The sequence below is a fragment of the Streptomyces sp. NPDC055400 genome (assembly GCF_053644375.1).
This window is the reverse complement of sequence record NZ_JBSHLM010000003.1, coordinates 409,498-433,910: the sequence shown is the minus strand read 5'-3', so window position 1 is coordinate 433,910 and position 24,413 is coordinate 409,498. Positions and strand designations below refer to the sequence as shown.

General features: G+C 71.5%; 21 protein-coding genes. 15 read left to right on the top strand and 6 right to left on the bottom strand.

Features of this window, described 5'->3' with window-relative positions:
• Positions 1–24 precede the first annotated feature (24 nt).
• Genes ACWIGU_RS10070 through ACWIGU_RS10060 form a run of 3 tightly spaced genes read left to right on the top strand, consistent with a single transcriptional unit; the run spans position 25 to position 2,991 of the window.
• Positions 25–981 (top strand): DUF5819 family protein, encoded by a 957-nt coding sequence (locus tag ACWIGU_RS10070; protein WP_454399293.1) that lies wholly within the window; start codon positions 25–27, stop codon positions 979–981.
• A complete protein-coding gene (locus ACWIGU_RS10065; RefSeq protein WP_454399291.1) occupies positions 978–2,177 on the top strand; it encodes an HTTM domain-containing protein in 1,200 nt (399 codons plus the stop codon). Before ACWIGU_RS10070 ends, ACWIGU_RS10065 begins: the two co-directional genes overlap by 4 nt.
• A gap of 31 nt (positions 2,178–2,208) precedes the next feature.
• Positions 2,209–2,991 carry a TrmH family RNA methyltransferase gene (locus ACWIGU_RS10060; protein WP_356277891.1) on the top strand — a complete coding sequence of 261 codons (783 nt, stop codon included), beginning with the start codon at positions 2,209–2,211 and terminating at the stop codon, positions 2,989–2,991.
• A gap of 20 nt (positions 2,992–3,011) precedes the next feature.
• On the opposite strand, the gene paaN is transcribed toward ACWIGU_RS10060, so the two are convergent.
• Complete coding sequence (paaN, locus tag ACWIGU_RS10055) at positions 3,012–4,718, bottom strand: phenylacetic acid degradation protein PaaN (RefSeq protein ID WP_454399289.1); 1,707 nt, start codon at positions 4,716–4,718, stop codon at positions 3,012–3,014.
• 208 nt (positions 4,719–4,926) lie between these two features.
• Between paaN and ACWIGU_RS10050 the strand changes: the two genes are divergently transcribed.
• Together ACWIGU_RS10050 and ACWIGU_RS10045 are read left to right on the top strand one after the other, a co-directional pair.
• Positions 4,927–6,450, top strand: coding sequence for a 3-hydroxyacyl-CoA dehydrogenase (locus ACWIGU_RS10050; RefSeq protein WP_454399287.1), 1,524 nt, complete (start codon positions 4,927–4,929; stop codon positions 6,448–6,450).
• On the top strand, positions 6,447–7,037 hold the full coding sequence (locus ACWIGU_RS10045; RefSeq protein ID WP_100596504.1) for a TetR/AcrR family transcriptional regulator: 591 nt from the start codon (positions 6,447–6,449) through the stop codon (positions 7,035–7,037). Before ACWIGU_RS10050 ends, ACWIGU_RS10045 begins: the two co-directional genes overlap by 4 nt.
• A gap of 19 nt (positions 7,038–7,056) precedes the next feature.
• Here ACWIGU_RS10045 and ACWIGU_RS10040 read toward each other — a convergent pair whose 3' ends face one another.
• A complete protein-coding gene (locus ACWIGU_RS10040) occupies positions 7,057–7,647 on the bottom strand; it encodes an Lrp/AsnC family transcriptional regulator (protein ID WP_454399285.1) in 591 nt (196 codons plus the stop codon).
• A gap of 173 nt (positions 7,648–7,820) precedes the next feature.
• Between ACWIGU_RS10040 and pdhA the strand changes: the two genes are divergently transcribed.
• The 9 genes from pdhA (at position 7,821) to ACWIGU_RS09995 (ending at position 18,161) form a co-directional block, all read left to right on the top strand.
• Positions 7,821–8,957, top strand: coding sequence for a pyruvate dehydrogenase (acetyl-transferring) E1 component subunit alpha (pdhA, locus tag ACWIGU_RS10035; protein WP_454399283.1), 1,137 nt, complete (start codon positions 7,821–7,823; stop codon positions 8,955–8,957).
• Positions 8,954–9,958, top strand: coding sequence for an alpha-ketoacid dehydrogenase subunit beta (locus tag ACWIGU_RS10030; RefSeq protein ID WP_454399281.1), 1,005 nt, complete (start codon positions 8,954–8,956; stop codon positions 9,956–9,958). Before pdhA ends, ACWIGU_RS10030 begins: the two co-directional genes overlap by 4 nt.
• The gene (locus tag ACWIGU_RS10025) at positions 9,958–11,280 is read left to right on the top strand and encodes a dihydrolipoamide acetyltransferase family protein (protein ID WP_454399279.1); all 1,323 of its coding nucleotides are present in this window, start codon (positions 9,958–9,960) and stop codon (positions 11,278–11,280) included. Before ACWIGU_RS10030 ends, ACWIGU_RS10025 begins: the two co-directional genes overlap by 1 nt.
• Before the next feature lie 125 nt (positions 11,281–11,405).
• On the top strand, positions 11,406–12,407 hold the full coding sequence (locus ACWIGU_RS10020; RefSeq protein ID WP_454399277.1) for an NTP transferase domain-containing protein: 1,002 nt from the start codon (positions 11,406–11,408) through the stop codon (positions 12,405–12,407).
• Positions 12,407–13,930: a molybdopterin molybdotransferase MoeA gene (locus ACWIGU_RS10015; protein ID WP_454399275.1), complete on the top strand. Its 1,524-nt coding sequence runs from the start codon at positions 12,407–12,409 to the stop codon at positions 13,928–13,930. The genes ACWIGU_RS10020 and ACWIGU_RS10015 overlap by 1 nt, the downstream gene beginning before the upstream one ends.
• Positions 13,918–15,024, top strand: a complete 1,107-nt coding sequence (locus ACWIGU_RS10010; RefSeq protein WP_454399273.1) for a potassium channel family protein — start codon at positions 13,918–13,920, stop codon at positions 15,022–15,024. The genes ACWIGU_RS10015 and ACWIGU_RS10010 overlap by 13 nt, the downstream gene beginning before the upstream one ends.
• A gap of 105 nt (positions 15,025–15,129) precedes the next feature.
• Positions 15,130–16,110, top strand: a complete 981-nt coding sequence (locus ACWIGU_RS10005; protein WP_399969055.1) for an NAD(P)H-quinone oxidoreductase — start codon at positions 15,130–15,132, stop codon at positions 16,108–16,110.
• Between the two features lie 130 nt (positions 16,111–16,240).
• Complete coding sequence (locus ACWIGU_RS10000) at positions 16,241–17,134, top strand: hypothetical protein (RefSeq protein WP_454399271.1); 894 nt, start codon at positions 16,241–16,243, stop codon at positions 17,132–17,134.
• A 484-nt stretch (positions 17,135–17,618) separates the two neighbouring features.
• Positions 17,619–18,161 (top strand): bacterial proteasome activator family protein, encoded by a 543-nt coding sequence (locus tag ACWIGU_RS09995; protein ID WP_356277855.1) that lies wholly within the window; start codon positions 17,619–17,621, stop codon positions 18,159–18,161.
• A gap of 144 nt (positions 18,162–18,305) precedes the next feature.
• Here the strand turns inward: ACWIGU_RS09995 and ACWIGU_RS09990 are convergent, their stop codons facing one another.
• Positions 18,306–19,886 (bottom strand): protein kinase domain-containing protein, encoded by a 1,581-nt coding sequence (locus ACWIGU_RS09990; protein ID WP_454399269.1) that lies wholly within the window; start codon positions 19,884–19,886, stop codon positions 18,306–18,308.
• A 312-nt stretch (positions 19,887–20,198) separates the two neighbouring features.
• On the opposite strand from ACWIGU_RS09990, the gene ACWIGU_RS09985 reads away from it, so the two are divergent.
• On the top strand, positions 20,199–21,845 hold the full coding sequence (locus tag ACWIGU_RS09985; RefSeq protein ID WP_454399267.1) for a protein kinase domain-containing protein: 1,647 nt from the start codon (positions 20,199–20,201) through the stop codon (positions 21,843–21,845).
• Positions 21,846–21,875: 30 nt separating this feature from the next.
• Here the strand turns inward: ACWIGU_RS09985 and ACWIGU_RS09980 are convergent, their stop codons facing one another.
• The 3 genes from ACWIGU_RS09980 to ACWIGU_RS09970 all read right to left on the bottom strand — a co-directional run bounded on the left by ACWIGU_RS09980 (position 21,876) and on the right by ACWIGU_RS09970 (position 24,114).
• Entirely contained in the window at positions 21,876–22,886 is a 1,011-nt protein-coding gene (locus ACWIGU_RS09980; protein ID WP_454399266.1) for a phosphotransferase, read from the bottom strand.
• A gap of 35 nt (positions 22,887–22,921) precedes the next feature.
• Positions 22,922–23,374, bottom strand: coding sequence for a pyridoxamine 5'-phosphate oxidase family protein (locus ACWIGU_RS09975; protein WP_454399264.1), 453 nt, complete (start codon positions 23,372–23,374; stop codon positions 22,922–22,924).
• Between the two features lie 77 nt (positions 23,375–23,451).
• Entirely contained in the window at positions 23,452–24,114 is a 663-nt protein-coding gene (locus ACWIGU_RS09970) for a response regulator (protein ID WP_454399262.1), read from the bottom strand.
• Between the last annotated feature and the right edge of the window lie 299 nt (positions 24,115–24,413).

The following is a 24,413-nucleotide window of genomic DNA, read 5'->3' as shown; positions in this document are numbered from 1 at the left end:
GGAAACTCGGGGAGACGGGGCGGCATGGACGCGTACGACAAGGGCTCGACCGCCCGGCGTTCCGACCTGGAGCCGCAGCCGGGGCCGGAGCCGGGCCCTTCGCGCAGTCCCGCGCCGGATCAGGTACCCGAGCCGAGCCGCGAGCCCGAGCCGAACCACGTGCCTGATCCGGATCCCGCGTCCTCGCCCCTCGAGCCTCCACCCCTCGCGTCCCCGCCCCCGTCCGCCACACCCCGTATCGGACTGTCGGCCCTCTCCCTCCGCTACCAGATCGCCGCTGCCTGCGCGCTCGTCGTGATCGTGCTCGGGGCGTGTGTGCACGTCGCGATGGTGTTTCTGCACGTTGCGCCGCCCAACACCGTCTCCAAGGAGTACGGCGGGGCCGTCGACGGATGGATCTATCCGGAGTTCGAGCAGAACTGGAAGCTGTTCGCGCCCAACCCGCTCCAGCAGAACATCGCCGTGCAGGCCCGCGCGGAGATCCGTACGGCCGACGGCGGAACGCGTACGACCGGCTGGTACGACCTGTCGGCACAGGACGGCGCCGACATCGACGGGAATCTGCTGCCCAGCCACACGCAGCAGAACGAGTTGCGCCGGGCCTGGGACTTCTATGTGTCCGCGCACGACAGTGAGAACCGCCCGAACGGTCTGCGCGGCCAGCTCTCCGAGCGCTACATCCGCCGCATCGTCGTCCTGCGGCTGTCCCACGAGGACGGGCTGACGACCGCCGGCAAGGCGGCCACCGGCGAGAAGGCCACCATCGCCCGCGTCCAGGTCCGCTCGCGGACCACCAATGTGGTGCCGCCCCCGTGGAGCGACGAGAAAGTGGATTCCAAGCCTCTCTACCGGGAGGTTCCCTGGTGGACGGTGACGGCCGCGGACAGGGCACTCGACAGCGACAGCAACAGCCAGAGCGAGAGCCGTAACGGCACCGGCACGCGCGCGCGTGCCGCCACTGACGGGACGGATGCCCGGTGAACCGCACAGACCGCATAGACCGGGTCACCGGGTCCGCCCTCGGCCCCTACCAGACCGCCGTCATCCGGATCGGGTTCTCCGCGAGCTGGCTGCTCTTCCTGCTGCGTGAGTTCCCCCACCGCCACGAGCTGTACGGGCCCGACGGGCCGTGGAGCTGGGACATGGCGCAGCAGCTCATCGCCGGCAACGGCGCTTTCACCGCTCTGATGTGGTCGGACGGCCGTGTCTGGTTCGAGATCGTCTACGCCGCCGCGGTCGTGACCAGTGCGCTGCTGATGCTGGGCTGGCGTACCCGCGCCATGTCCGTCCTGTTCATGATCGGCGTGCTCTCGCTGCAGAACCGCAGCATCTTCATGGGCGACGGCGGCGACAACGTCATCCACCTGATGTCGATCTACTTGGTGTTCACGCGGTGCGGGCAGGTCTGGTCGCTGGACGCGGGGCGAGCGGCACGCGCGCGTGAGCACTCTGCGCGCGAGAGCGGCATCGGGCCGCCGGACCGGGTGGGGCCGGTGGTGTGGTGGTTCGCGGGGCTCGGGCTCTCCGTGATCACGTTCATGGGGGTCATGAGCGGGGGCTGGCTGGTCGTGTTCTGGGGGCTGTGGGCCGTGCAGGGCCTGTGGTGGGCGGTGAACCGGAGGGTCCCGTACAGCGAGCCCCGACTGCTGCTCGACGTGATCGCGAACCTCGCGCACAACGCCGCTCTTCTCGTGATCATGGCGGAGGCGTGTCTGATCTACGCGACCGCCGGCTGGTACAAGATCCAGGGCAGTCGCTGGCAGGACGGGACGGCGGTCTACTACCCGCTCCACCTGGACTACTTCTCGCCCTGGCCGGCCCTGGGCGACCTGCTCGCCTCGCACGGGCTGATGGTGATGCTCGTGTCGTACGGGACGGTCGCCGTGCAGGTCGCTTTCCCGTTCACGCTGTTCAACCGGCGCGTCAAAAACGTCCTGCTGGTCGCGATGATGTGCGAGCACGCGGCGATCGCCGTCCTGCTCGGGCTGCCGTTCTTCTCGCTCGCGATGATCGCCGCCGATGCCGTATTCCTGCCGACGTCGTTCCTGAAGCGGCTGGGCGGATGGGTGGCACGCGCGCGTGGAGGCCTGTTTTCCCGTGCGGCCGGTGCTCCCACGGTGCCGGGGCCTCGCGCGGCCGAGAGCCCCGAACAGGCCCACGTAGGCTTCTCGGCATGAGCAGGGTGAACAGCGTGGACAGGCGAGCGGCATGAACAGGGTGGATATCGCCGGCGTCGATGAATGGCGCGCCCGCGCGGACGCGTCCGTGCTCCTCGACGGGTTCCACGCGCTCAAGCACGCCCTGCGTTTCGGCGCGCGCGTGCCCGTGGCTCTGGCGACCGGCCGGGCGGCCGCGCTCGCCTTGGCCGAGGAGCTCGCCCCGGACGTGCGGGACGCCCTGGACGGGCTCCTGGTGGAGGTGCCGGAGGAGACGCTGCGCGCCCTGGTGCCGCGTCTGCATCCCACGGGGGTGGCCGCGCTGGCGGTGCGGCCGGACCGGGCGGAGAACCTGGCGGCCGTGGCACACCTGCCGAGGACCGCACCCGTTGTCGTCCTCGACAATCCCCGCAACCTCGGCAACGCGGGGGCCGTCATCCGGCTCGCCGCGGGCTTCGGGGCGACGGGCGTCGTCATGACCGGCAGCCTCGACCCCTGGCACCCGACCGTCGTCCGCGGGGGCGCCGGCCTGCACTTCGCGACGGCCGTCGAGCGCCTGGCGGTGGAGGAGCTGCCGCCGGGGCCCGTGTACGCGCTCGATCCGGAGGGCGAGGACATCCGGGGGACCATGCTGCCGGACGACGCGCTGCTCGCCTTCGGCTCGGAGCGCAGCGGCCTGTCGCCCGAACTGCGCGCCCGCGCCGACCACTTGGTGTCGCTGCCGATGCGGGCGCAGGTCTCCAGCTACAACCTGGCGACGAGCGTCGGCATGACGCTCTTCCACTGGAGCACCTGCGGCACGCCGGGCGGTCCCGCGGGCCGCCCGGCCGCCTGAGCTGACGTCCCTCGGAAGCCTCAGGCCTCCTTGCGCACCTCCACGACCCGGAAGCGGTTCGCCACGAACGCTCCGTCGCACAGCGCCGCGTTGGCCGCGGGGTTGCCTCCGGAGCCGTGGAAGTCCGAGAACGCCGCCGTCTGGTTCACGTACACCCCGCCCGTGAGGTTGACGGACAGTTGGGCGCACTCTTCGAGGCAGACCTCTTCGACGGCTTCGGCGACCTCGTCGGAGGTCGTGTATGCGCCGACGGTCATCGCGCCCTTGTCGCGCACCGTGCGCCGCAGCAGGTCCAGCGCGTCCGTCGTGGAGTCGACGGCGACGGCGAAGGAGACCGGGCCGAAGCACTCGCTGAGGTAGGCGGAGTCGGAGTCGGCGCCGTCCCAGAACTTCCGTGCGCCGTCCTGCTTGACGATCATCGGCGTACGGACGACGGCACCGGGGAACTCCGGGTTGCTGATCTCCCGTGAGGCGAGGGCGACTTCGCCGAGCCCTGAAGCCGCCTCCAGGCGGGACTCCACGTCCGGGTTGACCAGGGCGCCGAGCAGCGCGTTCGCCCGGGCGTCGTCCCCGAGGAGGCCGCCCACCGCGGCCGCGATGTCGGTGACCACCTCGTCGTATGTCTTGGGGCCCTCGTCCGTGGTGATGCCGTCGCGCGGGATGAGCAGGTTCTGCGGGGTGGTGCACATCTGGCCGCTGTACAGGGACAGGGAGAACGCGAGGTTCGCCAGCATTCCCTTGTAGCGGTCGGTCGAGTCGATGACGACCGTGTTGACGCCGGCCTTCTCCGTGTAGACCTGGGCCTGCCGGGCGTGCGTCTCCAGCCAGTCGCCGAACGCCGTCGAGCCCGTGTAGTCGATGATCTTGATCTCGGGGCGCAGGGCGATGGTCTTGGCGATGCCTTCGCCGGGCTTCTCGGCGGCCAGCGCGACCAGATTCGGGTCGAAGCCGGACTCGGCGAGGACCTCGCGGGCGACCTGGACGGTCAGGGCGAGGGGCAGCACCGCGCGCGGGTGGGGCTTCACCAGGACGGGGTTGCCGGTGGCGAGGGAGGCGAAGAGTCCCGGATATCCGTTCCACGTGGGGAAGGTGTTGCAGCCGATGAGGAGCGCGATGCCGCGCCCGACAGGCGTGAACTGCTTGCCGAGGACGAGGGGGTCGCGCTTGCCCTGTGGCTTGGTCCACTCCGCCGCGTCCGGTGTGCGCACCTGCTCGACGTACGCGTACGCCACCGCTTCGAGCCCGCGGTCCTGCGCGTGGGGGCCGCCCGCCTGGAACGCCATCATGAAGGCCTGGCCGCTGGTGTGCATGACGGCGTGCGCGAACTCGTGCGTACGCGCGCTGATCCGGGCCAGGATCTCCAGACACACGGCGGCCCGCGCCTCGGCGCCCGCCTCGCGCCACGCGCGCATGCCCGCGCGCATCGCGGGGAGCAGGACGTCCAGGTCGGGGTGCGGGTAGGTGACGCCCAACTCGACGCCGTACGGCGACATTTCGCCGCCCACCCAGTCGTCCGTGCCGGGCTGGCCGAGGTCGATCCGGGTGCCGGAGAGCGCGTCGAAGGCGGCCTTGCCCTCGGGCATGCTCAGGCTTCCGTTCTCTCCGTAGGCCTTGGGGTGCTCGGGGTGCGGTGACCAGTACGCGCGCGTGCGGATCGCTTCCAGCGCTTGGTCAAGGGTGGGCCGGTGCTTGGCGATCAGGTCGTGCGCGGTGACTTCGGCGGCCATGACGGACCAACTCCTCGTCGAGGCGGCTCTTCGTCGAGCCGGCGAGCTGGGCAGGAACAGCTGGGCAGGAACGGGCAGACACGGTTAGAGTAACCGAACGATCGGTCGGGACAAGGGGGTCCGTCGAACCTGTGGAAAACTTCGAGCCCGCCTCAGCGCCCCGACCCCCGGGACCCCGGTCGTCGCTGCGTGCGGGAGGATCGCGACCATGACAGCACTCGAGCTCGGCAGCCCCGAACGCCTTGTGGGCGTGGTGGGCACCGGCACCATGGGCCAGGGCATCGCCCAGGTCGCCCTGACCGCCGGCCACCCCGTCCGGCTCTACGACGCCGTACCGGGCCGTGCCCGGGAGGCCGCGGACGCCATCGCCGCGCGCCTGGACCGCCTGGTCGACAAGGGCAGGCTCGACGCGGCCGAGCGCGACGCCGCGCGTGCGCGTCTGGGCACCGCCGGGTCCCTCGAGGAGTTCGCGGGGGCGGCGCTCGTCGTCGAGGCCGTACTGGAGCGGCTCGACGTGAAACAGCAGCTGTTCACGGAGCTGGAGGAGATCGTCGCGGACGACTGTCTGCTCGCGACCAACACCTCGTCCCTGTCCGTCACGGCCGTCGGCGGCGCGCTGCGCCTGCCGGGCCGCCTCGTCGGCCTGCACTTCTTCAACCCCGCGCCCCTGATGCCGCTGGTCGAGGTGGTCTCCGGCGCGGCGACCGACGTGACGGCGGCCACGCGCGCGTACGAGACGGCCCGCGCCTGGGGCAAGACTCCCGTCGTCTGCGCCGACACCCCCGGATTCATCGTCAACCGCATCGCCCGCCCCTTCTACGCCGAGGCGTTCGCGGTCTACGAGGAGCAGGGCGCCCAGCCCGCCACCATCGACGCTGTCCTGCGCGAGTGCGGCGGCTTCAAGATGGGCGCCTTCGAGCTGACGGACCTCATCGGGCAGGACGTCAACGAAGCGGTCACCCGCTCCGTGTGGGAGGCCTTCTTCCAGGACGTGAAGTTCCGGCCGGCCCTCGCCCAGCGGCGCTTGGTCGAGGCCGGCATGCACGGCCGCAAGACGGGCCGCGGCTGGTACGCGTACACGGACGGTGAGGACCGCCCGGAGCCCCACACCGCGCAGCCCGCCCAGGCACCCGCGTACGTCGTCGCCGAAGGCGACCTGGGGCCTGCCGGCGAGCTTCTCGCGCTGATCCGCGAGGCGGGCATCCCGGTGCGCGAGGAGGACGAGGACAACGGCACGCGCCTGGTCCTTCCCGGCGGCGGCCAGCTCGCCCTCGCGGACGGCCAGACGTCCGTCGAGTACCGGGACGTCATCTACTTCGATCTCGCGTTCGACTATCGCGCCGCGACCCGTATCGCGCTCGCGACCTCGCAGGAAGCGTCCCCGCAGACCTTGCGCGAGGCCACCGGGCTCTTCCAGGCCATCGGCAAGGACGTCAGCGTCATCGGGGACGTGCCCGGCATGATCGTCGCGCGCACGGTCGCGCGGCTCATCGACCTGGCGCACGACGCCGTCGCCAAGGGAGTGGCCACTCCGGAGGACATCGACACGGCGATGCGCCTGGGCGTCAACTACCCGCTGGGGCCCATCGAGTGGAGCAGGAAGCTCGGCAAGAACTGGGCGTACTCCCTCCTCGACGATCTGCACCTGCGCGACCCGTCCGGCCGTTACGCGCCCTCGCTCGCGCTCTACCGCCACTCGTACGCCTCCGACAAGCGGGAGGGCTCCGCATGACCACCGCAAGGCGCGACACCTACACGCCCGAGACCCTCCTGTCGGTCGCCGTGCAGGTCTTCAACGAGCGAGGCTACGACGGCACTTCGATGGAGCACCTCTCCAAGGCGGCCGGTATCTCCAAGTCGTCGATCTACCACCACGTCGCCGGCAAGGAGGAGCTGCTGCGCCGCGCCGTCAGCCGTGCGCTCGACGGCCTCTTCGGCATCCTCGGCGAGGAGCACGCGTGCGTGGGGCGTGCCGTCGAGCGCCTGGAGTACGTCACCCGGCGCATGGTCCAGGTCCTGATATCCGAGCTGCCGTACGTGACCCTGCTGCTGCGCGTGCGCGGGAACACCGACGCGGAGCGCTGGGCGATGGAGCGGCGCAGGGAGTTCGACCACCAGGTGGCCGAGCTCCTGAAGGCGGCCGCGGCCGACGGTGACGTGCGGGGCGACATCGAGGTGCGGCTCGCGACCCGCCTCGTGTTCGGCATGATCAACTCGATCGTGGAGTGGTACCGGCCGGGTGGCCGGGGCATGGACGACCGCGAAGTCGCCGACGCCGTCGTGCAGTTGATCTTCGGAGGGCTGCGCAAGGAGGACTGACGGCCCGGGCGCGGGCGCGTCAGGCGTCCGGCTCCAGGTCCTCCTCCTCGAACACCAGCAGCGTCCGCGTGCTCAGCACCTCCGGCATGGCCTGGAGTTTGGTGAGTACGAGCTCCCGCAGGGCCCTGTTGTCCTGCGTGTGCACCATCAGGAGCACGTCGAAATCGCCGCTGACCAGCGCGATGTGCGAGGCCTCCGGGAGCCGGCGCAGTTGCTCGCGCACGGTGCGCCAGGAGTTCTGGACGATCTTGAGCGTGATGTACGCGGAGGCGCCCTGACCGGCCCGCTCGTGGTTGACGCGGGCGCCGAACCCGCGGATGACGCCGTCGTCGATGAGCCGGTTGATGCGCGCGTAGGCGTTGGCCCGTGACACATGGACGCGCTCGGCGACGGAGCGTATCGAGGCCCGGCCGTCCATCTGGAGCATCTGCAGGATGTCGCGGTCGATGGCGTCCAGAGCGCGCGGCTGGTACTCGGGGCGGCCCTCGGGCGGGCGCGGCGGGGAGCCCGGGCGGCTGTCGGGGCCGCTGTCCGGGCCGCTGTCGGGCGCGCGGGGCGCAGTCTCGGGGCGGTCGCCGCCCGGGCCGTCGGCCATTCGTTCAGATGCCATGTCCCCCCGCCTCCCTACCATGGACGTACTGCGTCCATCCCAGGCTGTGGAGAACCGTTTGTCCACAGCCTGGAGGTGCCTGTAGCCAAAATGTGCCGACGACCGAACAATCGGTAGGTGGGGCGCATCACACCGTCGCGTCTCTCAGCCGCTTCCAACGAGGAGGTGCCGTCATGACGGTCATGGAGCAGCGGGATGCCTACCGGCCCACCCCGCCGCCCGCCTGGCAGCCGCGCACGGATCCCGCGCCGCTGCTGCCCGACGCCGAGCCGTTCCGGGTTCTCGGCACCGACGCCGCGGCCAAGGCCGACGCCCGGCTGCTGCACCAGCTGTACGCGGAGGTGGTGCGCGGGCGCAGGTACAACGCGCAGGCGACCGCCCTGACGAAGCAGGGCCGGCTCGCGGTCTACCCCTCCAGCACCGGACAGGAGGCCTGCGAGGTCGCGGCCGCCCTCGTCCTGGAGGAGCGCGACTGGCTCTTCCCCAGCTACCGGGACACCCTCGCCGCCGTCGCCCGCGGCCTCGACCCCGTCCAGGCCCTGACCCTGCTGCGGGGCGACTGGCACACCGGGTACGACCCGCGCGAGCACCGCGTCGCCCCCCTGTGCACGCCGCTCGCGACGCAGCTTCCGCACGCCGTGGGCCTCGCGCACGCCGCCCGCCTCAAGGGTGACGACGTGGTCGCGCTCGCCATGGTCGGCGACGGAGGCACCAGTGAGGGCGACTTCCACGAGGCGCTGAACTTCGCGGCCGTGTGGCAGGCCCCGGTCGTCTTCCTCGTCCAGAACAACGGCTTCGCCATCTCCGTACCGCTCGACAAGCAGACCGCCGCCCCGTCCCTGGCCCACAAGGCTGTCGGATACGGGATGCCCGGCCGCCTCGTCGACGGGAACGACGCGGCGGCCGTGCACGAGGTCCTCGCCGAAGCCGTGCGCCACGCGCGCGGAGGGGGCGGCCCGACCCTCGTCGAGGCGATCACCTACCGCATGGAGGCGCACACGAACGCGGACGACGCCACGCGCTACCGCGCCGACGCAGAGGTCGAGGCCTGGCGCGACCACGACCCGATCCTGCTCCTGGAGCGGGAGTTGACGGATCGCGGACTCCTCGACGAGGAAGGCATACGGGCCGTGCGCGACGACGCCGAGAAGATGGCCGCCGACCTGCGCGAGCGCATGAACCAGGATCCGGTGCTCGACCCCATGGACCTCTTCCGCGACGTCTACGCCGAGCAGACGACGCAACTGCGCGAGCAGGCCGCCCAGTTGCGCGCCGAACTCGACGCCGAGGCGGACGGGGCGGGCCGATGACCACTGTCGCCGCCAAGCCGGCCACCATGGCACAGGCCTTCGGCCGCGCCCTGCGCGACGCCATGGCAGCCGACCCCTCCGTGCACGTCCTCGGCGAGGACGTCGGCACGCTCGGCGGCGTCTTCCGAGTCACCGACGGACTCGCCAAGGAGTTCGGTGACACCCGCTGCACGGACACGCCGCTCGCCGAGGCGGGCATTCTCGGCACCGCGGTCGGCATGGCCATGTACGGCCTGCGGCCCGTCGTCGAGATGCAGTTCGACGCGTTCGCCTACCCAGGCCTCGAGCAGCTGATCTCGCACGTCGCGAAGATGCGCAACCGCACCAGGGGCGCCATGCCGCTGCCCCTCACCGTGCGCGTGCCCTACGGCGGCGGCATCGGCGGCGTCGAGCACCACAGCGACTCCTCCGAGGCCTACTACATGGCCACCCCGGGCCTCCATGTCGTCACGCCCGCCACCGTCGCCGACGCCTACGGCCTGATGCGCGCCGCCATCGCCTCCGACGACCCCGTCGTCGTCCTCGAACCCAAGCGGCTGTACTGGTCGAAGGACTCCTGGAACCCCGAGCACCCGACGGACGTCGAACCCATCGGACGGGCCGTGGTCCGCCGGGCCGGCAGCAACGCCACCCTCATCACGTACGGGCCGTCGGTGCCCGTCTGCATGGAGGCGGCGGAGGCGGCGCGGGCCGAGGGCTGGGATCTGGAGGTCGTCGATCTGCGCTCCCTGGTGCCGTTCGACGACGAGACGGTCAGCGCGTCCGTGCGCCGCACCGGGCGGGCGGTCGTCGTACACGAGTCGGGCGGTTTCGGCGGCCCCGGCGGTGAGATCGCCGCGCGCGTCACCGAACGGTGCTTCCACCACCTGGAGGCGCCGGTCCTGCGCGTGGCCGGGTTCGACATCCCGTATCCGCCGCCGATGCTGGAGCGGCACCATCTGCCGGGAGTCGACCGGGTCCTGGACGCGGTCGCGCGGCTCCAGTGGGAGGCGGGCAGCTGATGGCACAGGTCCTCGAATTCAAGCTGCCCGACCTCGGCGAAGGCCTCACCGAGGCTTCGATCGTCACCTGGCTCGTCCAGGTCGGCGACGTCGTGGCGGTGGACCAGCCGGTCGTCGAGGTGGAGACCGCCAAGGCGATGGTCGAGGTCCCGTGCCCCTACGGGGGCGTGGTCACCGCCCGCTTCGGCGAGGAGGGCACAGAACTGCCCGTCGGCTCGCCCCTCCTGACGGTCGCTGTGGGCACACCGTCCGAGGGGGAGGATGTCGGCGAGGGGTCCGGGAACGTCCTGGTGGGCTACGGCACCGCGGCCGCCCCCGCGCGCCGCCGCCGGGTTCGCCGACAGGACGACCTCCCCGTGGCAGCTTCTGCGGCACCCACCCGGAACGCCCCGTCCGCCCCGGTTCCGCAGGCGCCGCCGCGGAGCGGACCCGTGCCGGTCATCTCCCCCCTCGTGCGCAAGCTCGCCCGCGAACACGGGGTCGACCTGCGCGAGCTGCAAGGGTCGGGGCCCGAAGGACTCATCATGCGGGCCGATGTCGAGAGCGCCATCAAGGAGACGGTGCAGGTACGGGCCCACGTGGCGGACGCGGAGGTCGTGGCCCCGGCTCCGGCCCCAGTGGCCGGGACCGCCGACGGCATCCGTGTCCCTTTGCGGGGCCTTCGAGGCGCGGTGGCCGACAAGCTCACCCGCAGCCGCCGCGAGATCCCCGACGCGACCTGCTGGGTGGACGCCGACGCCACGGAGTTCATGCACGCGCGCGTGGCCATGAACGCGGCGGGCGGGGAGAAGATCTCCGTACTCGCCCTGCTCGCCCGCATCTGCACCGCGGCCCTGGCCCGCTACCCGGAGCTCAACTCCCGGGTCGACATGGCGGCCCGGGAGGTCGTGCAGCTCGACGCCGTGCACCTCGGGTTCGCCGCCCAGACCGAGCGCGGACTCGTCGTCCCTGTCGTGAAGGACGCGCACGTACGCGACGCCGAGTCCTTGAGTACCGAGTTCGCCCGTCTCACGGACGCGGCCCGGGCCGGCCGGCTCACGCCCGGGGAACTCACGGGCGGCACGTTCACGCTGAACAACTACGGCGTCTTCGGCGTCGACGGTTCGACGCCGATCATCAACCACCCCGAGGCAGCGATGCTCGGCGTGGGCCGGATCATCCCCAAACCCTGGGTCCACCAGGGGGAGTTGGCGGTGCGCCAGGTCGTCCAGCTGTCGCTCACCTTCGACCACCGGGTGTGCGACGGCGGCACGGCAGGCGGCTTTCTGCGCTACGTCGCGGACTGCGTCGAACAGCCGGCGGTGCTCCTGCGCACCCTGTGAGGACGAGCCTGCGCGTCCTGTGAGCACGAACGGCCCGCCCCGCCACCTCGATGTGACGTAAATCCTCGCGGGTGCGGGCCGTTTCCAGGGGTGGCAATGATCCTTCGTGCGCCCATACTCGGGGGATGAACGCTGCTCCCGCGCCGAGCCGCCCCGCCCACGACGCCGTCGTGCTCGCCGGCGGCGCCGCCAGACGGCTCGGCGGCGCGGACAAGCCCGCCGTCCGCGTCGGAGCCAGGCCGCTGCTCGACCGGGTACTGGCCGCCTGCGCCACGGCCGGCACCACGGTCGTCGTCGCCGAACCCCGACCTACCGCGCACCCCGTGCGCTGGACCCGCGAGGACCCGCCGGGCGGCGGACCGCTGGCCGCACTCGACGCCGGCCTGCGCGCCACCACGGGCGACCAGGTCCTCGTCCTCTCCGCCGACCTGCCCTTCCTGAGCGAGCAGACGGTACGGGGCCTCCTCGATGCCCTTGACGCGGGAACGGCGGACGGGGTCATGCTCACCGACGCCGACGGCCGGGACCAGCCGCTCGTCGCGGCCTACCGCAGCGCACCCCTGCGCCACCACCTCGCCGAACTCGCAGCCGCGCACGACGACGGGCTCTGGGGGCTGCCCCTGCGGCTGCTCGTCGGCCGACTCGAACTCACCCGCATCACCGACCCCGTCGCGTCCTTCGACTGCGACACCTGGGACGACATCGCCGCCGCCCGGTCACGTATCAGGGAGCATGGGCACGTGTTGGATGAATGGATCTCCGCAGCCAAGGACGAACTGGGCATCGAGCTCGACGTCGACACCGGCGTCCTTCTCGACCTCGCCCGCGACGCCGCGCACGGTGTGGCCAGGCCGGCCGCTCCCCTGACGACATTCCTCGTCGGGTACGCGGCCGCGAACGCCGGAGGAGGCCGCGAGGCCGTCGCCGAGGCCTGCGCGAAGGCCGCCGCGCTCGCTGACCGCTGGGCGAAGGAGGCCGCGGACGAGGAAGCGCCGGCGCCCGGGACGACGGATGCCGGCCCGGCTGCCTCGTCCGACAGCCCCGCGTCCGGCGGCGACTCACCCGACAGCCCCGCGTCCGGCGGCGACTCACCCGGTGGCTCTGCGGGCGCGCGGCCGGACGCGTGATGAGCGGTCAGAGCGCGGAGTCGCTCGCCGCACAGGCGCGCGCGGCCGAGGACGGCGCCGTCGACGAGGCGCTCGCCCTGGTCAACGAGGCCCGGGCGGCAGACGGCCGCGGCGCGGGCGGCGCGGGACGCTCCGGCGGGGCAGGTTCCGGTACGGGACGCCCAGGACACGGTTCGGCCGAGGGCGCCCGCCGCACCGGACCCGCCACCCCCACCGGCCACCCGGACCACAAGGACCCCGCGCGCGACAGCACTTCCTCCAGCCGGCGAACCGACTCCCGGCACCAGGCCGCCCCCTGGTCCGCTGCGCGGGCCGTCGCCGGGCGGGCCGGACGCGCGGCCGCCGCGCTCCGGGGAGGTGCGGCGGAGCGCCGCGTGCCGCTCGATCGGGCACTGGGCCTGACGCTGGCCGAGCCCCTCGCCGCTCTCTCCGACCTCCCGTCCTTCGACACGTCCGCCATGGACGGCTGGGTCGTTGCCGGGCCGGGCCCCTGGGACGTACGGGCCGAGGGGATCCTCGCCGGGCAGGACCGGCCCGAGCCGCTGTCCGACGGTGAGGCCGTCCAGATCGCGACCGGCGCCCGGGTCCCGACAGACGCGACCGCCGTCATCCGCAGCGAACACGGCCGCACCGACGACAAGGGACGGCTGTTCGCCCTGCGCGACGTCGGCCACGGCCAGGACATCCGCCCCCGCGGCCAGGAGTGCCGCTCCGGCGACCAACTCCTGCCCACCGGAGCCCTGGTGACGCCCGCAGTGCTCGGGCTGGCCGCGGCCGCCGGCTACGACGAACTGCTGACGGTGGCGCGGCCCAAGGCCGAAGTGTTCATCCTGGGCGACGAGTTGCTGACCGAGGGCCTCCCTCGTGAGGGCCTCATCCGGGACGCGCTCGGCCCCATGCTGCCGCCGTGGCTGAGGGCGCTCGGCGCGGAGGTCACCTCCGTACGGCGTCTGGGCGACGATCCGAAGTCGCTGCTCAAGGCCGTACGGGCGTCGAACGCCGACCTCATCGTGACGACCGGTGGCACCGCGTCGGGCCCGGTCGACCAGGTGCATCCGACGCTGAGCCGGGTCGATGCCGAGCTGCTCGTCGACGGTGTCGCGGTGCGCCCGGGGCACCCGATGCTGCTCGCCCGCACCAAGGAACGGCAGCACCTCGTCGGCCTGCCGGGCAACCCTCTCGCGGCCGTCTCCGGGCTCCTCACGCTCGCCGAGCCCCTGTTGGGGATTCTCGCGGGACGGCCGGAGCAGGAGCCGTACACCGTGCCGCTCCAGGGGGCTGTGCAGGGGCATCCGCATGACACGCGGCTCGTCCCTGTCGTCGTGCGGGGGGATGTGGCCGTGCCGCTGCGCTACAACGGTCCGGCCATGCTGCGCGGGATCGCGGCGGCCGACGGGCTCGCCGTCGTCCCGCCCGGCGGCGCGAAGGCCGGGTGGGAAGTGGAGATCCTCGACCTGCCGTGGTCGTGGAGCTCGACAGGTGGCGACGGAGGCAACGGCGCTGCCGAGAGGTGTTTCACGTGAAACTTCCCGGCCATGACGCGATGGCCCGCCATGACGACGAGAAGGTCGTCGCCCGTCAGGTGAAGCTGCCCAGGCGGGTGGTCGAGCGGCCCCTGTGGCAGGTCGCCCGGCGACTGATAATGGCGCTCGCCGTGCTGGTCGCGACAGCGTTCATCGTCTGGATCGACCGCTCCGGCTACAGCGACAACTCCGACAGCAGCGTCGACCTGCTGGATGCGTTCTACTACGCGACCGTCACCCTCTCCACGACCGGGTACGGGGACATCACACCCGTCAGTGACGGTGCCCGGATCGTCAACATCCTCGTCATCACGCCGCTGCGTGTGCTGTTCCTGATCATCCTGGTCGGCACCACTCTCGAAGTGCTCACCGAGCGCACGCGGGAGGAGTGGCGACTGAACCGCTGGAGGTCCAACTTGCGTGACCACACCGTGGTCGTCGGATTCGGCACGAAGGGCCGGTCGGCGATCCAGACCGTCTGCGCGACGGGCCTGAAGGCGGATCAGGTCGTGGTCGTCGACCCCAGTAGCAAGGTCATCGAGGCGGCCACGGCGTACGGGTTCGCCGGGGTCGTCGGCGATGCCACGCGCAGTGATGTGCTGTTGCGGGCCGAGGTGCAGAGGGCACGGCAGATCATCATCGCCACCCAGCGGGACGACACCGCGGTCCTGGTGGCCCTCACCGCCCGCCAGCTCAACCGCGCGGCGAAGATCGTGGCGGCTGTCCGCGAGGAGGAGAACGCCCCGCTGCTGCGGCAGTCGGGCGCCGACGCGGTCATCACGAGCGCCAGCGCGGCGGGCCGGCTGCTCGGACTCTCCGTGCTCAGCCCGAGCGCGGGCATGGTCATGGAGGACCTCATCCAGCAGGGCAGCGGCCTCGACATCGTGGAACGGCCGGTCATAAAGGCCGAGGTGGGGCTGAAGGTCCGCGAGACCGAGGACCTGGTGGTGAGCGTGGTGCGCGGGCACCGGGTGCTGGGTTATGACGACCGGGCCATCGGCACGCTCCAGTTGACGGACCGCCTGATCACGATCGTCCGGGCCACCCCCGGCACCCAGTCCGTCCCGGACACGCGACGGCTGCCGCGGGACTGACGGTTGGGGCATGCGGGGACGGCCCGTTGAGGGCCCGGGAGGATTGGCAGCGGGGGCACGCGCCGACCCGTCTCCCGGATAGCTCCGAGGAGTAGCCTCGCCGGCATGTATGCGATCACGATTCCGGAACCCGGTGGACCTGAGGCGCTCGTCTGGGCGGAGGTCCCCGATCCCGTACCCGGTGACGGCGAAGTGCTGGTCGAGGTGGCGGCAGGGGCCGTCAACCGCGCCGATCTGCTTCAGCGTCAGGGCTTCTACAACCCGCCGCCCGGCGCGAGCGACATCCCCGGTCTGGAGTGCTCGGGACGCATCGTCGCCCTCGGCGCCGGAGTGTCCGGCTGGTCCGTCGGCGACGAGGTGTGCGCGCTTCTCTCGGGCGGCGGTTACGCCCAGAAGGTCGCCGTCCCGGCCGGCCAGCTCCTGCCCGTACCCGAGAACACCGACCTCGTCACGGCGGCCGCGCTGCCCGAGGTGACCTCGACCGTCTGGTCGAACGTCTTCATGATCGCCCACCTGCGGCCCGGCGAGACCTTCCTGGTCCACGGCGGCTCCAGCGGCATCGGCACGATGGCCATCCAGCTGGCCAAGGCCATCGGGGCCAAGGTGGCGGTGACGGCGGGCAGCAAGGAGAAGCTCGACTACTGCGCCGAGCTCGGCGCCGACATCCTCATCAACTACCGCGAGCAGGACTTCGTGGAGGAGATCAAGCGGGCCACCGACGGCGCGGGCGCGGACGTCATCCTCGACAACATGGGCGCCAAGTACCTGGACCGCAACGTCCAGGCGCTGGCCACCAACGGCCGCCTCGCGATCATCGGCATGCAGGGCGGCATCCAGGGCGAGCTGAACATCGCCATGCTCCTCAACAAGCGCGGGGCCATCACCGCGACCTCGCTGCGCGCGCGCCCGCTGGCCGAGAAGGCCGCGATCGTCGCCGCGGTACGGGAACACATCTGGCCGCTGATCGACTCGGGCCGCGTCCGGCCGATCGTCGACCGGAAGCTGCCGATGAGCGACGCGGCGCAGGCGCACCGGGTCCTGGAGGAGAGCGGGCACATCGGGAAGGTGCTGCTCACCGTCGAGTAGATCCATCGGCGGGCGGGGTGTGGCCGGAGCGAGTGGAGTGACACCAAGGTGCCGGAATTGTTGCGTCATGTGACGCTGATTCCGGGATTCCTCCGATCTTGGTGACTCGATTCCGGGAGGGGCGCGCGGAATGACTCCACGCCTCCGCACCACCGGCCGCCCGCCGCTGCCGCTGCCGCCGCTACTGCGGCGCCTGCTGTTCCTGGCCATCCTCCTCGGACCGGCCACCTCAGGCACTCACGCCTACGCCGCCGAACCCGCGCCCACGCGCGCCACCACCTCTGCCCCCGCCCCCGCCACTACCCCTGCCATTACCCCTGCCTCCACCTCTGCCGACGGGGCACAGGCCGGCAGTCGGCCCGGCAAGGGCCGTACGCCGTCGGGGCGAGCCGAGTCGGCGCCGTCGGCCCACGGCAGCCCCGGACAGAAGCCGCCTACGGGCCGGCCCAGCAACGAGCACTCCGCGGCCGAACACTCCGCGTCCGGCACCGAGAAGCCCTCGGCGAGTGCCTCCCCCAGAAGGCCCAGCGCTTCCCACGCCAATCCGAAGGCCTCCCTCGCGGGGGCCTCTCCCGGGAAGCCCTCCCTCGCGAAGGCGTCCCCCGGGAAGGCCACCCCCGCGAAGGCCTCCCCCGGTAAAGCCTCCTCCGCGAAGGCCACCCCCGCGGACCCCTCCCGCAAGGGCCACTCCGCCGGTAAGAGCCACTCCGCCTCGGCGTCCGCCGCCGCGTCGCCGAAACGGTCCCACCCCCCGTCGGCGGACTCGCCCCGCACCCGCCCGGCCCACCCCTCCATACCCGGGCCCCCGGAAGAGCCGCAGATCCGTGAGGACGGCTCCGACGAGCAGCAGGTCCAGCCGTCGGCCCGGCCCACCGGCGTCCCCGTGGACACCGCCGGCCGCACCGCGCGGCCGACCGTCGCCGAACCCGTGATCCCCGGCGTGGGCGTCCTGCCGCTGGGCTCCGGCCTGGTCCTCGTAGGCCTGGGCGTCGGATTCCTGGCACTGCGCCTGCGCCGCACGTGAGATCCGCACCGCACGTGAGATCCGCACCGCAAAGATCCGCACCGCACATGAGATCCGCGCCGCACATGAGATCCGCACCGCACCTGAGATCCCGCCGCACCTGAGATCCCGCCGCCCATGAAATCTGCCCCGAACGAGAAATCTGCCCCGAACGAGAAAACTCCGCCGCCCATGACCTACGTCCCGCCCATGGCCCACGCGCTCCCCATGACCCAGCCGCGACAACCCGCGCGATCCACGGCCTGCGCAGCACCCCCCACGCCCGACACCTCCCGCTCCGCCCAGTCCCGGGACCTCCCGTCCCGACCGGCCCGTGGCCCCCGCTCGACGCCCCGTCCGCCCCGCAAGCCGCCGCCCGCGTCGCGCAGACCCGTACGCGTCGGGAACGCCGTCGCTCACGGTGGGAGCACGCCCGAACACGGTGGATCACTCTCGTATGGGGGCACTACCCAGGTGTGATGGTGCGGTACGAGAGAATGGCGGCATGGAGATGCCGAGGAACGAAAGCTCGCCGCAGAGCCCCCAGGTCCTGGTCGTGGGCCAGGACGGAATGGCGCTCGGTGGCGGCGGAGACGACGACTCCCACGAGGTTCCGGTGACGGAGATGGTGGAACAGCCCGCCAAGGTGATGCGCATCGGCAGCATGATCAAGCAGCTGCTCGAGGAGGTGCGGGCGGCTCCTCTGGACGAGGCGAGCCGGGTGCGGCTCAAGGAGATTCACGCCAGCTCCGTGAAGGAGCTCGAGGACGGTCTCGCGCCGGAGCTGGTCGAGGAGCTGGAGCGACTCTCCCTGCCGTTCACCGACGAGGTGATCCCGAGCGACGCCGAACTGCGGATCGCGCAGGCCCAGTTGGTGGGCTGGCTGGAGGGGCTCTTCCACGGGATCCAGACGACGCTGTTCGCCCAGCAGATGGCCGCGCGGGCCCAGTTGGAGCAGATGCGCCGTGCGCTTCCGCCCGGCGTGGGCGGCGGCGAGGAGGGCGACGACCCGCGGATCGCCGGCCGCTCCGGGGGCCCGTACCTGTAAAGACACACAGACACAGGCGCCCCTCCCCGGTGCCTGTCGCAACCCGAATCGAAGCCACAACGCGAAGGCGCCCGGCCGGTCACCATGACCGGCCGGGCGCCTTCGTATGTCGTCTGCCGTGAAGACAGGCCCTAGGACGGCGGCTCAGGCCCCGCCGTCGGTGCCGCCCGGGTCGTTCCCGCCCGGGTCGCCGATGGTGCCACCCGTGGACGGATTTTCCGTGGGCAGGCTGGGGTCGTCCGTAGGCGGCTCCGCCGAGGTCGGCTGGCTCTTGGACGGCGTCGGCTTCGACGGCTCACCGGTCGGCTCGGACGCGCTGTCGGACGGCGTGACGTCACCCGTGCTGGGTTCCTCCGACGGCGAGTAGTCGGTCCCCCCGCCGGTCCCGGCGCCCGGGTCCGTCGTGGCGTCCTCGGTGGCCGGGTCGTCGGAGCCCTGGGTGGGCTCCTTCTCCTTCTGGGAGTGCGACTGCGTGGGCGACTGGGTGGTGCCGGGGCCGCCCTTGTGATCGTCGCCCTGGGTCATCGCCCAGGCCGCGCCGCCCGCGATGGCGATCACAGCGAGGACCGCGAGGATCCACATCTTGCCGCGGCCGCTGCCGCCGCCTGTGCGGTGACCGCCGTCGAATCCGCCGTCGTCGCTGCCCGGGGGCCGCAGCATCGGCTGGGCCGCCGTACCGCCGTCGGCCGGGTGCGGCAGCGCCGTCGTGCCCGCGACGCCCATGGCCGGGGTGTTGCCGCCGCTGTGCATGTCGGCGGCGACCGGGCCGGTGTTCCACGTGTTGGTGTGGCCGCCCTGGTCGTACAGCATCTGCAGCCCGTACTGGACGAGGCCGCGCATCTCCTCGGCGGTCTGGAACCGGTCGTCCGGGTCCTTGGCCAGGGAGCGCATGACGAGGCCGTCGAGCTCCGGCGGCGCCACGTCCGAGACCTCGGAGGGCGGCACCGGCACGTCCTGGACGTGCTGGTAGACGACGGACAGCGGGGTCTCGCCGGTGAACGGGGGCCGCAGCGCGAGGAGCTCGTAGAGCAGGCAGCCGGTCGCGTACAGGTCGGAGCGGTGGTCGACGGCCTTGCCGAGGGCCTGCTCGGGCGACAGGTACTGGGGCGTGCCCATGACCATGCCGGTCTGTGTCATGGTCGACTGCGCGCCGTGCAGGGCGCGCGCGATGCCGAAGTCCATCACCTTCACCGCACCGGTGTTGGTGATGATCACGTTCGCCGGCTTGATGTCGCGGTGCACGATGCCGTGCTGGTGCGAGTAGGCGAGGGCCTCAAGGACACCGGAGACAATGATCAGTGCCTGCTCGGGTCCGGGCGCCTCGGCGTTCAGGAGGAGGTCGCGGATCGTGCGGCCCTCGACGATCTCCATCACGATGTAGGGGACGACCGAGCGGCCGACGGTGTCCTCGCCGGAGTCGTACACGGCGACGACCGCGTGGTGGTTGAGGCCCGCGACCGACTGGGCCTCGCGCGTGAAACGGGCCTTGGATACCGGGTCCTCGGCGAGGTCGGAGCGCAGGAGCTTGACCGCGACGGTGCGTCCGAGCCGGACGTCCTCCGCTGCGAAAACCTCCGCCATGCCGCCCCGGCCGAGTCTGTGGGTCAGCCGGTACCGGCCGTCGCCGACCAGCCCGCCGTTCCCCCACAACTCCGGCGCATCTGACATACCGCCGCCAGCCGCCTCGGGGTCGGACGGGCCCTGAGCGCGCTGCGTCTGTGCCATCAGTCCTCGCCGTCGTTTCTGTCCGCGTCCGTGTCCGCACTCTCGGATGTACGCGCGGTGGTCGTTACGGTCTCCGTCGGGCCACGCTACAGGCTTCGCCCGGCGCGCCGTCCCGAGATGGACCGGCCATCAAACCTTCTGCGGGCAATGCGATGCAAATCGTCTGGGCGATTCCTGTAACGCTTCCGCGACGCTTCTTGCCCGTACGGTCACGGAACGGGCACCGAGCTTGACGTGTCGGTGCCACGGGGCAGACTTGGCCGGGATCAGTGGTAATCGATCACCGGCCGCGCCGATGGGGGACGTAGAAACATGAGCCAGGACGGCGCACAGGGCCGGTACGCAGGGCGTGCTGTCGCGGGCGGTCGCTACCAGCTGCGTGATCTGCTCGGCGAGGGCGGCATGGCCTCGGTCCACCTCGCGTACGACACGGTGCTCGACCGCCAGGTGGCGATCAAGACGCTGCACACCGAGCTCGGGCGTGAGCAGGCGTTCCGTGAGCGCTTCCGCCGCGAGGCCCAGTCCGTGGCGAAGCTCACGCACACGAACATCGTCTCGGTCTTCGACACCGGCGAGGACGACCTCGACGGGATGACCACTCCGTACATCGTCATGGAGTACGTGGAGGGCCAGCCCCTCGGCTCCGTGCTCGACGCGGATGTCGCGCACCACGGCGCGATGCCGACCGACAAGGCCCTGAAGATCACGGCCGATGTGCTCGCGGCGCTCGAGATCAGCCACGAGATGGGTCTGGTCCACCGAGACATCAAGCCGGGCAACGTCATGATGACGAAGCGGAACGTCGTCAAGGTCATGGACTTCGGCATCGCCCGCGCCATGCAGTCCGGTGTCACGTCGATGACGCAGACCGGCATGGTCGTCGGCACCCCGCAGTACCTCTCGCCCGAGCAGGCCCTCGGCCGTGGCGTGGACGCCCGGTCCGACCTGTACTCGGTCGGCATCATGCTGTTCCAACTGGTCACCGGGCGGCTGCCGTTCGAGGCGGACTCGCCGCTGGCCATAGCGTATGCGCACGTCCAGGAGGAGCCGGTGGCTCCTTCGTCGATCAACCGGTCGGTGCCCCCGGCCGTGGACGCGCTGGTCGCCCGCGCGCTGAGGAAGAACCCGAACGAGCGCTTCCCGAGCGCCGAGGCGATGCGGGACGAGTGCCTGCGGGTCGCCCAGTCGCTGCACGCCGCGGCGCCCAGCATCGTGCCGGGTGCGCAGACGTCCAGCGGCGCGGGTGTCGGTTCCGCGGTGTTCCCGCCGGTCGACCAGTCGACGGCGGCGCCGACCGGCCCGGTGCAGACGCCGTACCAGCCGGGCCCCTACGGGACGCCCGCTCCGGCGCCGGCCACTCCGGGCTACGGATATCCGCAGCAGGGCTACCAGACCCCGCCGCCCACCTCTCCGTACGCGCCTCAGCAGCAGCACCAGCACCAGCAGACGCCTCCGCCGTACACCATCTCGCCCCGGACGACGCCGAGTCCGGCGGGCTCCGGCGGCGGTGGCGGCAAGCGGAACACAGGTGTGATCGTCGGTTCGATCGTCGTCGCGCTGCTCGCGGTCGGCGGTCTGATCACGGCCCTGACGCTGAACGGCAATGACGAGAAGGGCGGCGGTGGCGGCGACGCGACGAAGTCGCCGTCGGTCGTCGCCGGTCACAAGGGTCCTGATCTGACGAAGACGATGGAAGAGGACGAGTGCAAGGAGCCTGAAACGGGTTACAACGACCCGGACAAGGTCATGCTCCCGGACTTCACCTACAAGAACATCAAGTCGGTCAAGGCCTGTATGCAGGCGGCCGGCTGGAAGTTCGACGTCCGGGACGTCGACGAGAACACCTTCGGTGAGGGCACGGTCATCGTGCAGTACCCCAAGGCGCGCACGGAGATCGACCCGAAGAACCCCGAGTCGATCCAGCTCCAGGTCTCCACGGGCGACCCGGCGACGGGCTGACCCGGCCGGGTCCGGCTCCCTGACGGCCGCTCACCCGGCGAACGCGTCGCGCACCGCCCCGTACTCCTTCGTCCACCACACGGCGAGCGCAGACGCCGCGGGGAACTGGGGATCGGCGCGGGTGTCGCCGCGTTCGTAGCGCCAGCGCAGTATCCAGAAGTCGTTGAGCCGCTCCCACCACACACGGTGGACGGCGGCCGCGAGTTCGTCCGCGCCGGAGCCCGAGGCGCGGCGGTACGCGCGCGCGTAGGCCCGCACCTTCGGCAGGTCGAGGGTGCCGACGGGACGCACGAAGAAGATCACGGCGGCGCGTACGGCCTCTTCGGCGCGCGGCTGCACCCCGAGCCGGTCCCAGTCGACGATCGCGGCCGGTACACCGCCTTGGTAGAGCAGGTTGAACGGGTGGAAGTCCCCGTGCACCCAGCCGGTCGCCGAGGCCTGCTCGGGCCGGCGCCCCGCGCAGGACTCCAGGAGTTCGCGGCGCTCCACGAGCCGGTGCCGCGCCAGCTCGTCGAACGCGTCGTGCGGGCGGCGGCGGCGCACCCGCTCCAGCAGGGTGCCGATGAGCGCGAGGGTGTCCGCGGGATCGGCACTGGCCCGCCCACGCGCGGGCGCGGCCCCCATGACCGTCTCCAGACAGGCGTGTACGAGTCCCAGGAGCGCCCCGAGCGTGCGGCACTGGGCCGCCGTGAGCTGCGCGCCGCTGCGGTGGCGGCCCTCGACCCAGGGGTGCAGGGCGTAGCTGGCGCCACCGATGACGGTGACGGTGCGGCCGTCGGCGGCGGGCAGGGGCGGGGCGACGGGGACGCCGAGTGCGGCCAGGCGTTCGGTGGCGCGGTGCTGGCGGGCGATGGCGGCCGGGTCGGCGGTCTCGGGGTCGAAGTGGTGCTTGAGGAAGTAGCGGCCGCGCGTGGTGGCGAGCCGGTAGCCGCGGTTGAGCAGGCCCTGGTCGACGGGTTCGCAGGCCAGCGGTGAGCCGGCGTCGTACTGCCGCAGCAGGGCGCGGAGCGGTGGGGCGGAGTGAGCAGATGAGCGCGGCACGCGCCAGATGTTAGGGCACCCTGGGTAGCCGGTGGCTACAGAACGTGGCGAAAGGCCCGCTTCGGATGACGGGCGCCGCCCGTCAGTTCGTGCACGGTGACGAACTGGGGCTCGATCCGCAGATAGACGGGGTCGAACGGCTCACCGTCGGCGAAGCGGGGCGCGGGGCCGAAGAGGCCGAGTTCGCCGGGGGTCGGTTCGACGGCCACGCAGGTGCCGACGAACTGGACCGACCACTGGCCGTCGGCGGGGTCGCCGTTGTTCAGATTGTCGGCGCCGTACGCGACGACGCTGCCGGCGCAGGCCTGGTGGTAGCCGTAGCCCTTGTGCATGCGCAGGACGACCCGGCCGTCCACCACGATGTGGCGGGCCGAGGCGAGGAAGGGGAGCGCGCGCATGCTGGTCGCCACCCGGCCGTAGTCCACGCTGCCGATCAGCTCGATGGCGCGCTGCTCCTGGGCGCGGTCTTCCTGGAATTCGGTGGGCATGTTTCCACAGTGCGCCACCGGAAGCGCGCAGTAAAAGGGGCCTCGGCCCCCTGCTGCAAGGGACGTAGGTCCCGAATTCAGTGGCGCTTCTCGGCCTGCAGCCGCGCGACATATGCGGCGGCCTGCGAGCGGCGTTCCATGCCCAGTTTGGACAGCAGGCTGGACACGTAATTCTTGATCGTTTTCTCGGCGAGATGCAGGCGTTCCCCGATGACGCGGTTGGTCAGGCCCTCGCCGATCAGGTCGAGGATCTTGCGCTCCTGCTCGGTCAGGTTCGCGAGCCGGTCGTCCTGCGCGCCGTGGCCGCCGCCGCGGAGCCTTTCGAGGACGCGGGCGGTGGCGACGGGGTCGAGCAGGGACTTCCCGGCGGCGACGTCACGGACCGCGTTCAGGAGCTCGTTGCCCCTGATGGCCTTCAGTACGTAGCCGGAGGCGCCCGCCATGATCGCGTCGAAGAGTGCCTCGTCGTCGGCGAACGAGGTCAGCATCAGGCATTTGACCGAGTCGTCCTGGGAACGGATCTCGCGGCACACCTCGACACCGCTGCCGTCCGGGAGCCGCACGTCCAGGACCGCGACGTCGGGGCGCGTGGCGGGGATACGGACAAGGGCGTCGGCGGCCGTACCCGCCTCGCCGACGACTTCGATGTCCTCTTCCACGGAGAGCATCTCGTGCACCCCGCGGCGTACGACTTCGTGGTCATCGAGTAGAAATACGCGAATTTTTCCGTCTTCGGGCACGCGGCCAGTCTCACATATTGGCTCTTCCCGTGCCCGAGGTGACCGGGATAACGTGCCGGTGTTCCGGCTGCCTGCCAGGCTTGTGACCGGTGCTCCGAACGGTGCTTTGACCGCGTCTGACCAGCGACTGTTCCGCAGTTGCTCGATTTACTTGGATATCCAAGCAAAATCGCAGGTCAGATGGGGTTTCGCAGATATGTGGGGCACTGGGTAACGTGCATCGTGCAGGGCGCTCGCCGGGGCACCTGTCACGCCTGTACCCGGCCGAGTCGCACCCACCCCGTGCGCGGGACGGACCA

Excerpts from the sequence above, each read along its gene's own strand:
- ACWIGU_RS10050 (WP_454399287.1), top strand. The coding sequence starts at position 4,927 with ATGACAGCACTCGAGCTCGGCAGCCCCGAACGCCTTGTGGGCGTGGTG.
- ACWIGU_RS09990 (WP_454399269.1), bottom strand. The coding sequence starts at position 19,886 with ATGGCACAGACGCAGCGCGCTCAGGGCCCGTCCGACCCCGAGGCGGCT.
- ACWIGU_RS10020 (WP_454399277.1), top strand. The coding sequence starts at position 11,406 with ATGAACGCTGCTCCCGCGCCGAGCCGCCCCGCCCACGACGCCGTCGTG.
- ACWIGU_RS10030 (WP_454399281.1), top strand. The coding sequence starts at position 8,954 with ATGACCACTGTCGCCGCCAAGCCGGCCACCATGGCACAGGCCTTCGGC.
- ACWIGU_RS10060 (WP_356277891.1), top strand. The coding sequence starts at position 2,209 with ATGAACAGGGTGGATATCGCCGGCGTCGATGAATGGCGCGCCCGCGCG.
- ACWIGU_RS10025 (WP_454399279.1), top strand. The coding sequence starts at position 9,958 with ATGGCACAGGTCCTCGAATTCAAGCTGCCCGACCTCGGCGAAGGCCTC.
- ACWIGU_RS09975 (WP_454399264.1), bottom strand. The coding sequence starts at position 23,374 with ATGCCCACCGAATTCCAGGAAGACCGCGCCCAGGAGCAGCGCGCCATC.
- ACWIGU_RS10005 (WP_399969055.1), top strand. The coding sequence starts at position 15,130 with ATGTATGCGATCACGATTCCGGAACCCGGTGGACCTGAGGCGCTCGTC.
- ACWIGU_RS10070 (WP_454399293.1), top strand. The coding sequence starts at position 25 with ATGGACGCGTACGACAAGGGCTCGACCGCCCGGCGTTCCGACCTGGAG.
- pdhA (WP_454399283.1), top strand. The coding sequence starts at position 7,821 with ATGACGGTCATGGAGCAGCGGGATGCCTACCGGCCCACCCCGCCGCCC.
- ACWIGU_RS09995 (WP_356277855.1), top strand. The coding sequence starts at position 17,619 with ATGGAGATGCCGAGGAACGAAAGCTCGCCGCAGAGCCCCCAGGTCCTG.
- ACWIGU_RS10000 (WP_454399271.1), top strand. The coding sequence starts at position 16,241 with ATGACTCCACGCCTCCGCACCACCGGCCGCCCGCCGCTGCCGCTGCCG.
- ACWIGU_RS10015 (WP_454399275.1), top strand. The coding sequence starts at position 12,407 with ATGAGCGGTCAGAGCGCGGAGTCGCTCGCCGCACAGGCGCGCGCGGCC.
- paaN (WP_454399289.1), bottom strand. The coding sequence starts at position 4,718 with ATGGCCGCCGAAGTCACCGCGCACGACCTGATCGCCAAGCACCGGCCC.
- ACWIGU_RS10045 (WP_100596504.1), top strand. The coding sequence starts at position 6,447 with ATGACCACCGCAAGGCGCGACACCTACACGCCCGAGACCCTCCTGTCG.
- ACWIGU_RS10040 (WP_454399285.1), bottom strand. The coding sequence starts at position 7,647 with ATGGCATCTGAACGAATGGCCGACGGCCCGGGCGGCGACCGCCCCGAG.
- ACWIGU_RS09985 (WP_454399267.1), top strand. The coding sequence starts at position 20,199 with ATGAGCCAGGACGGCGCACAGGGCCGGTACGCAGGGCGTGCTGTCGCG.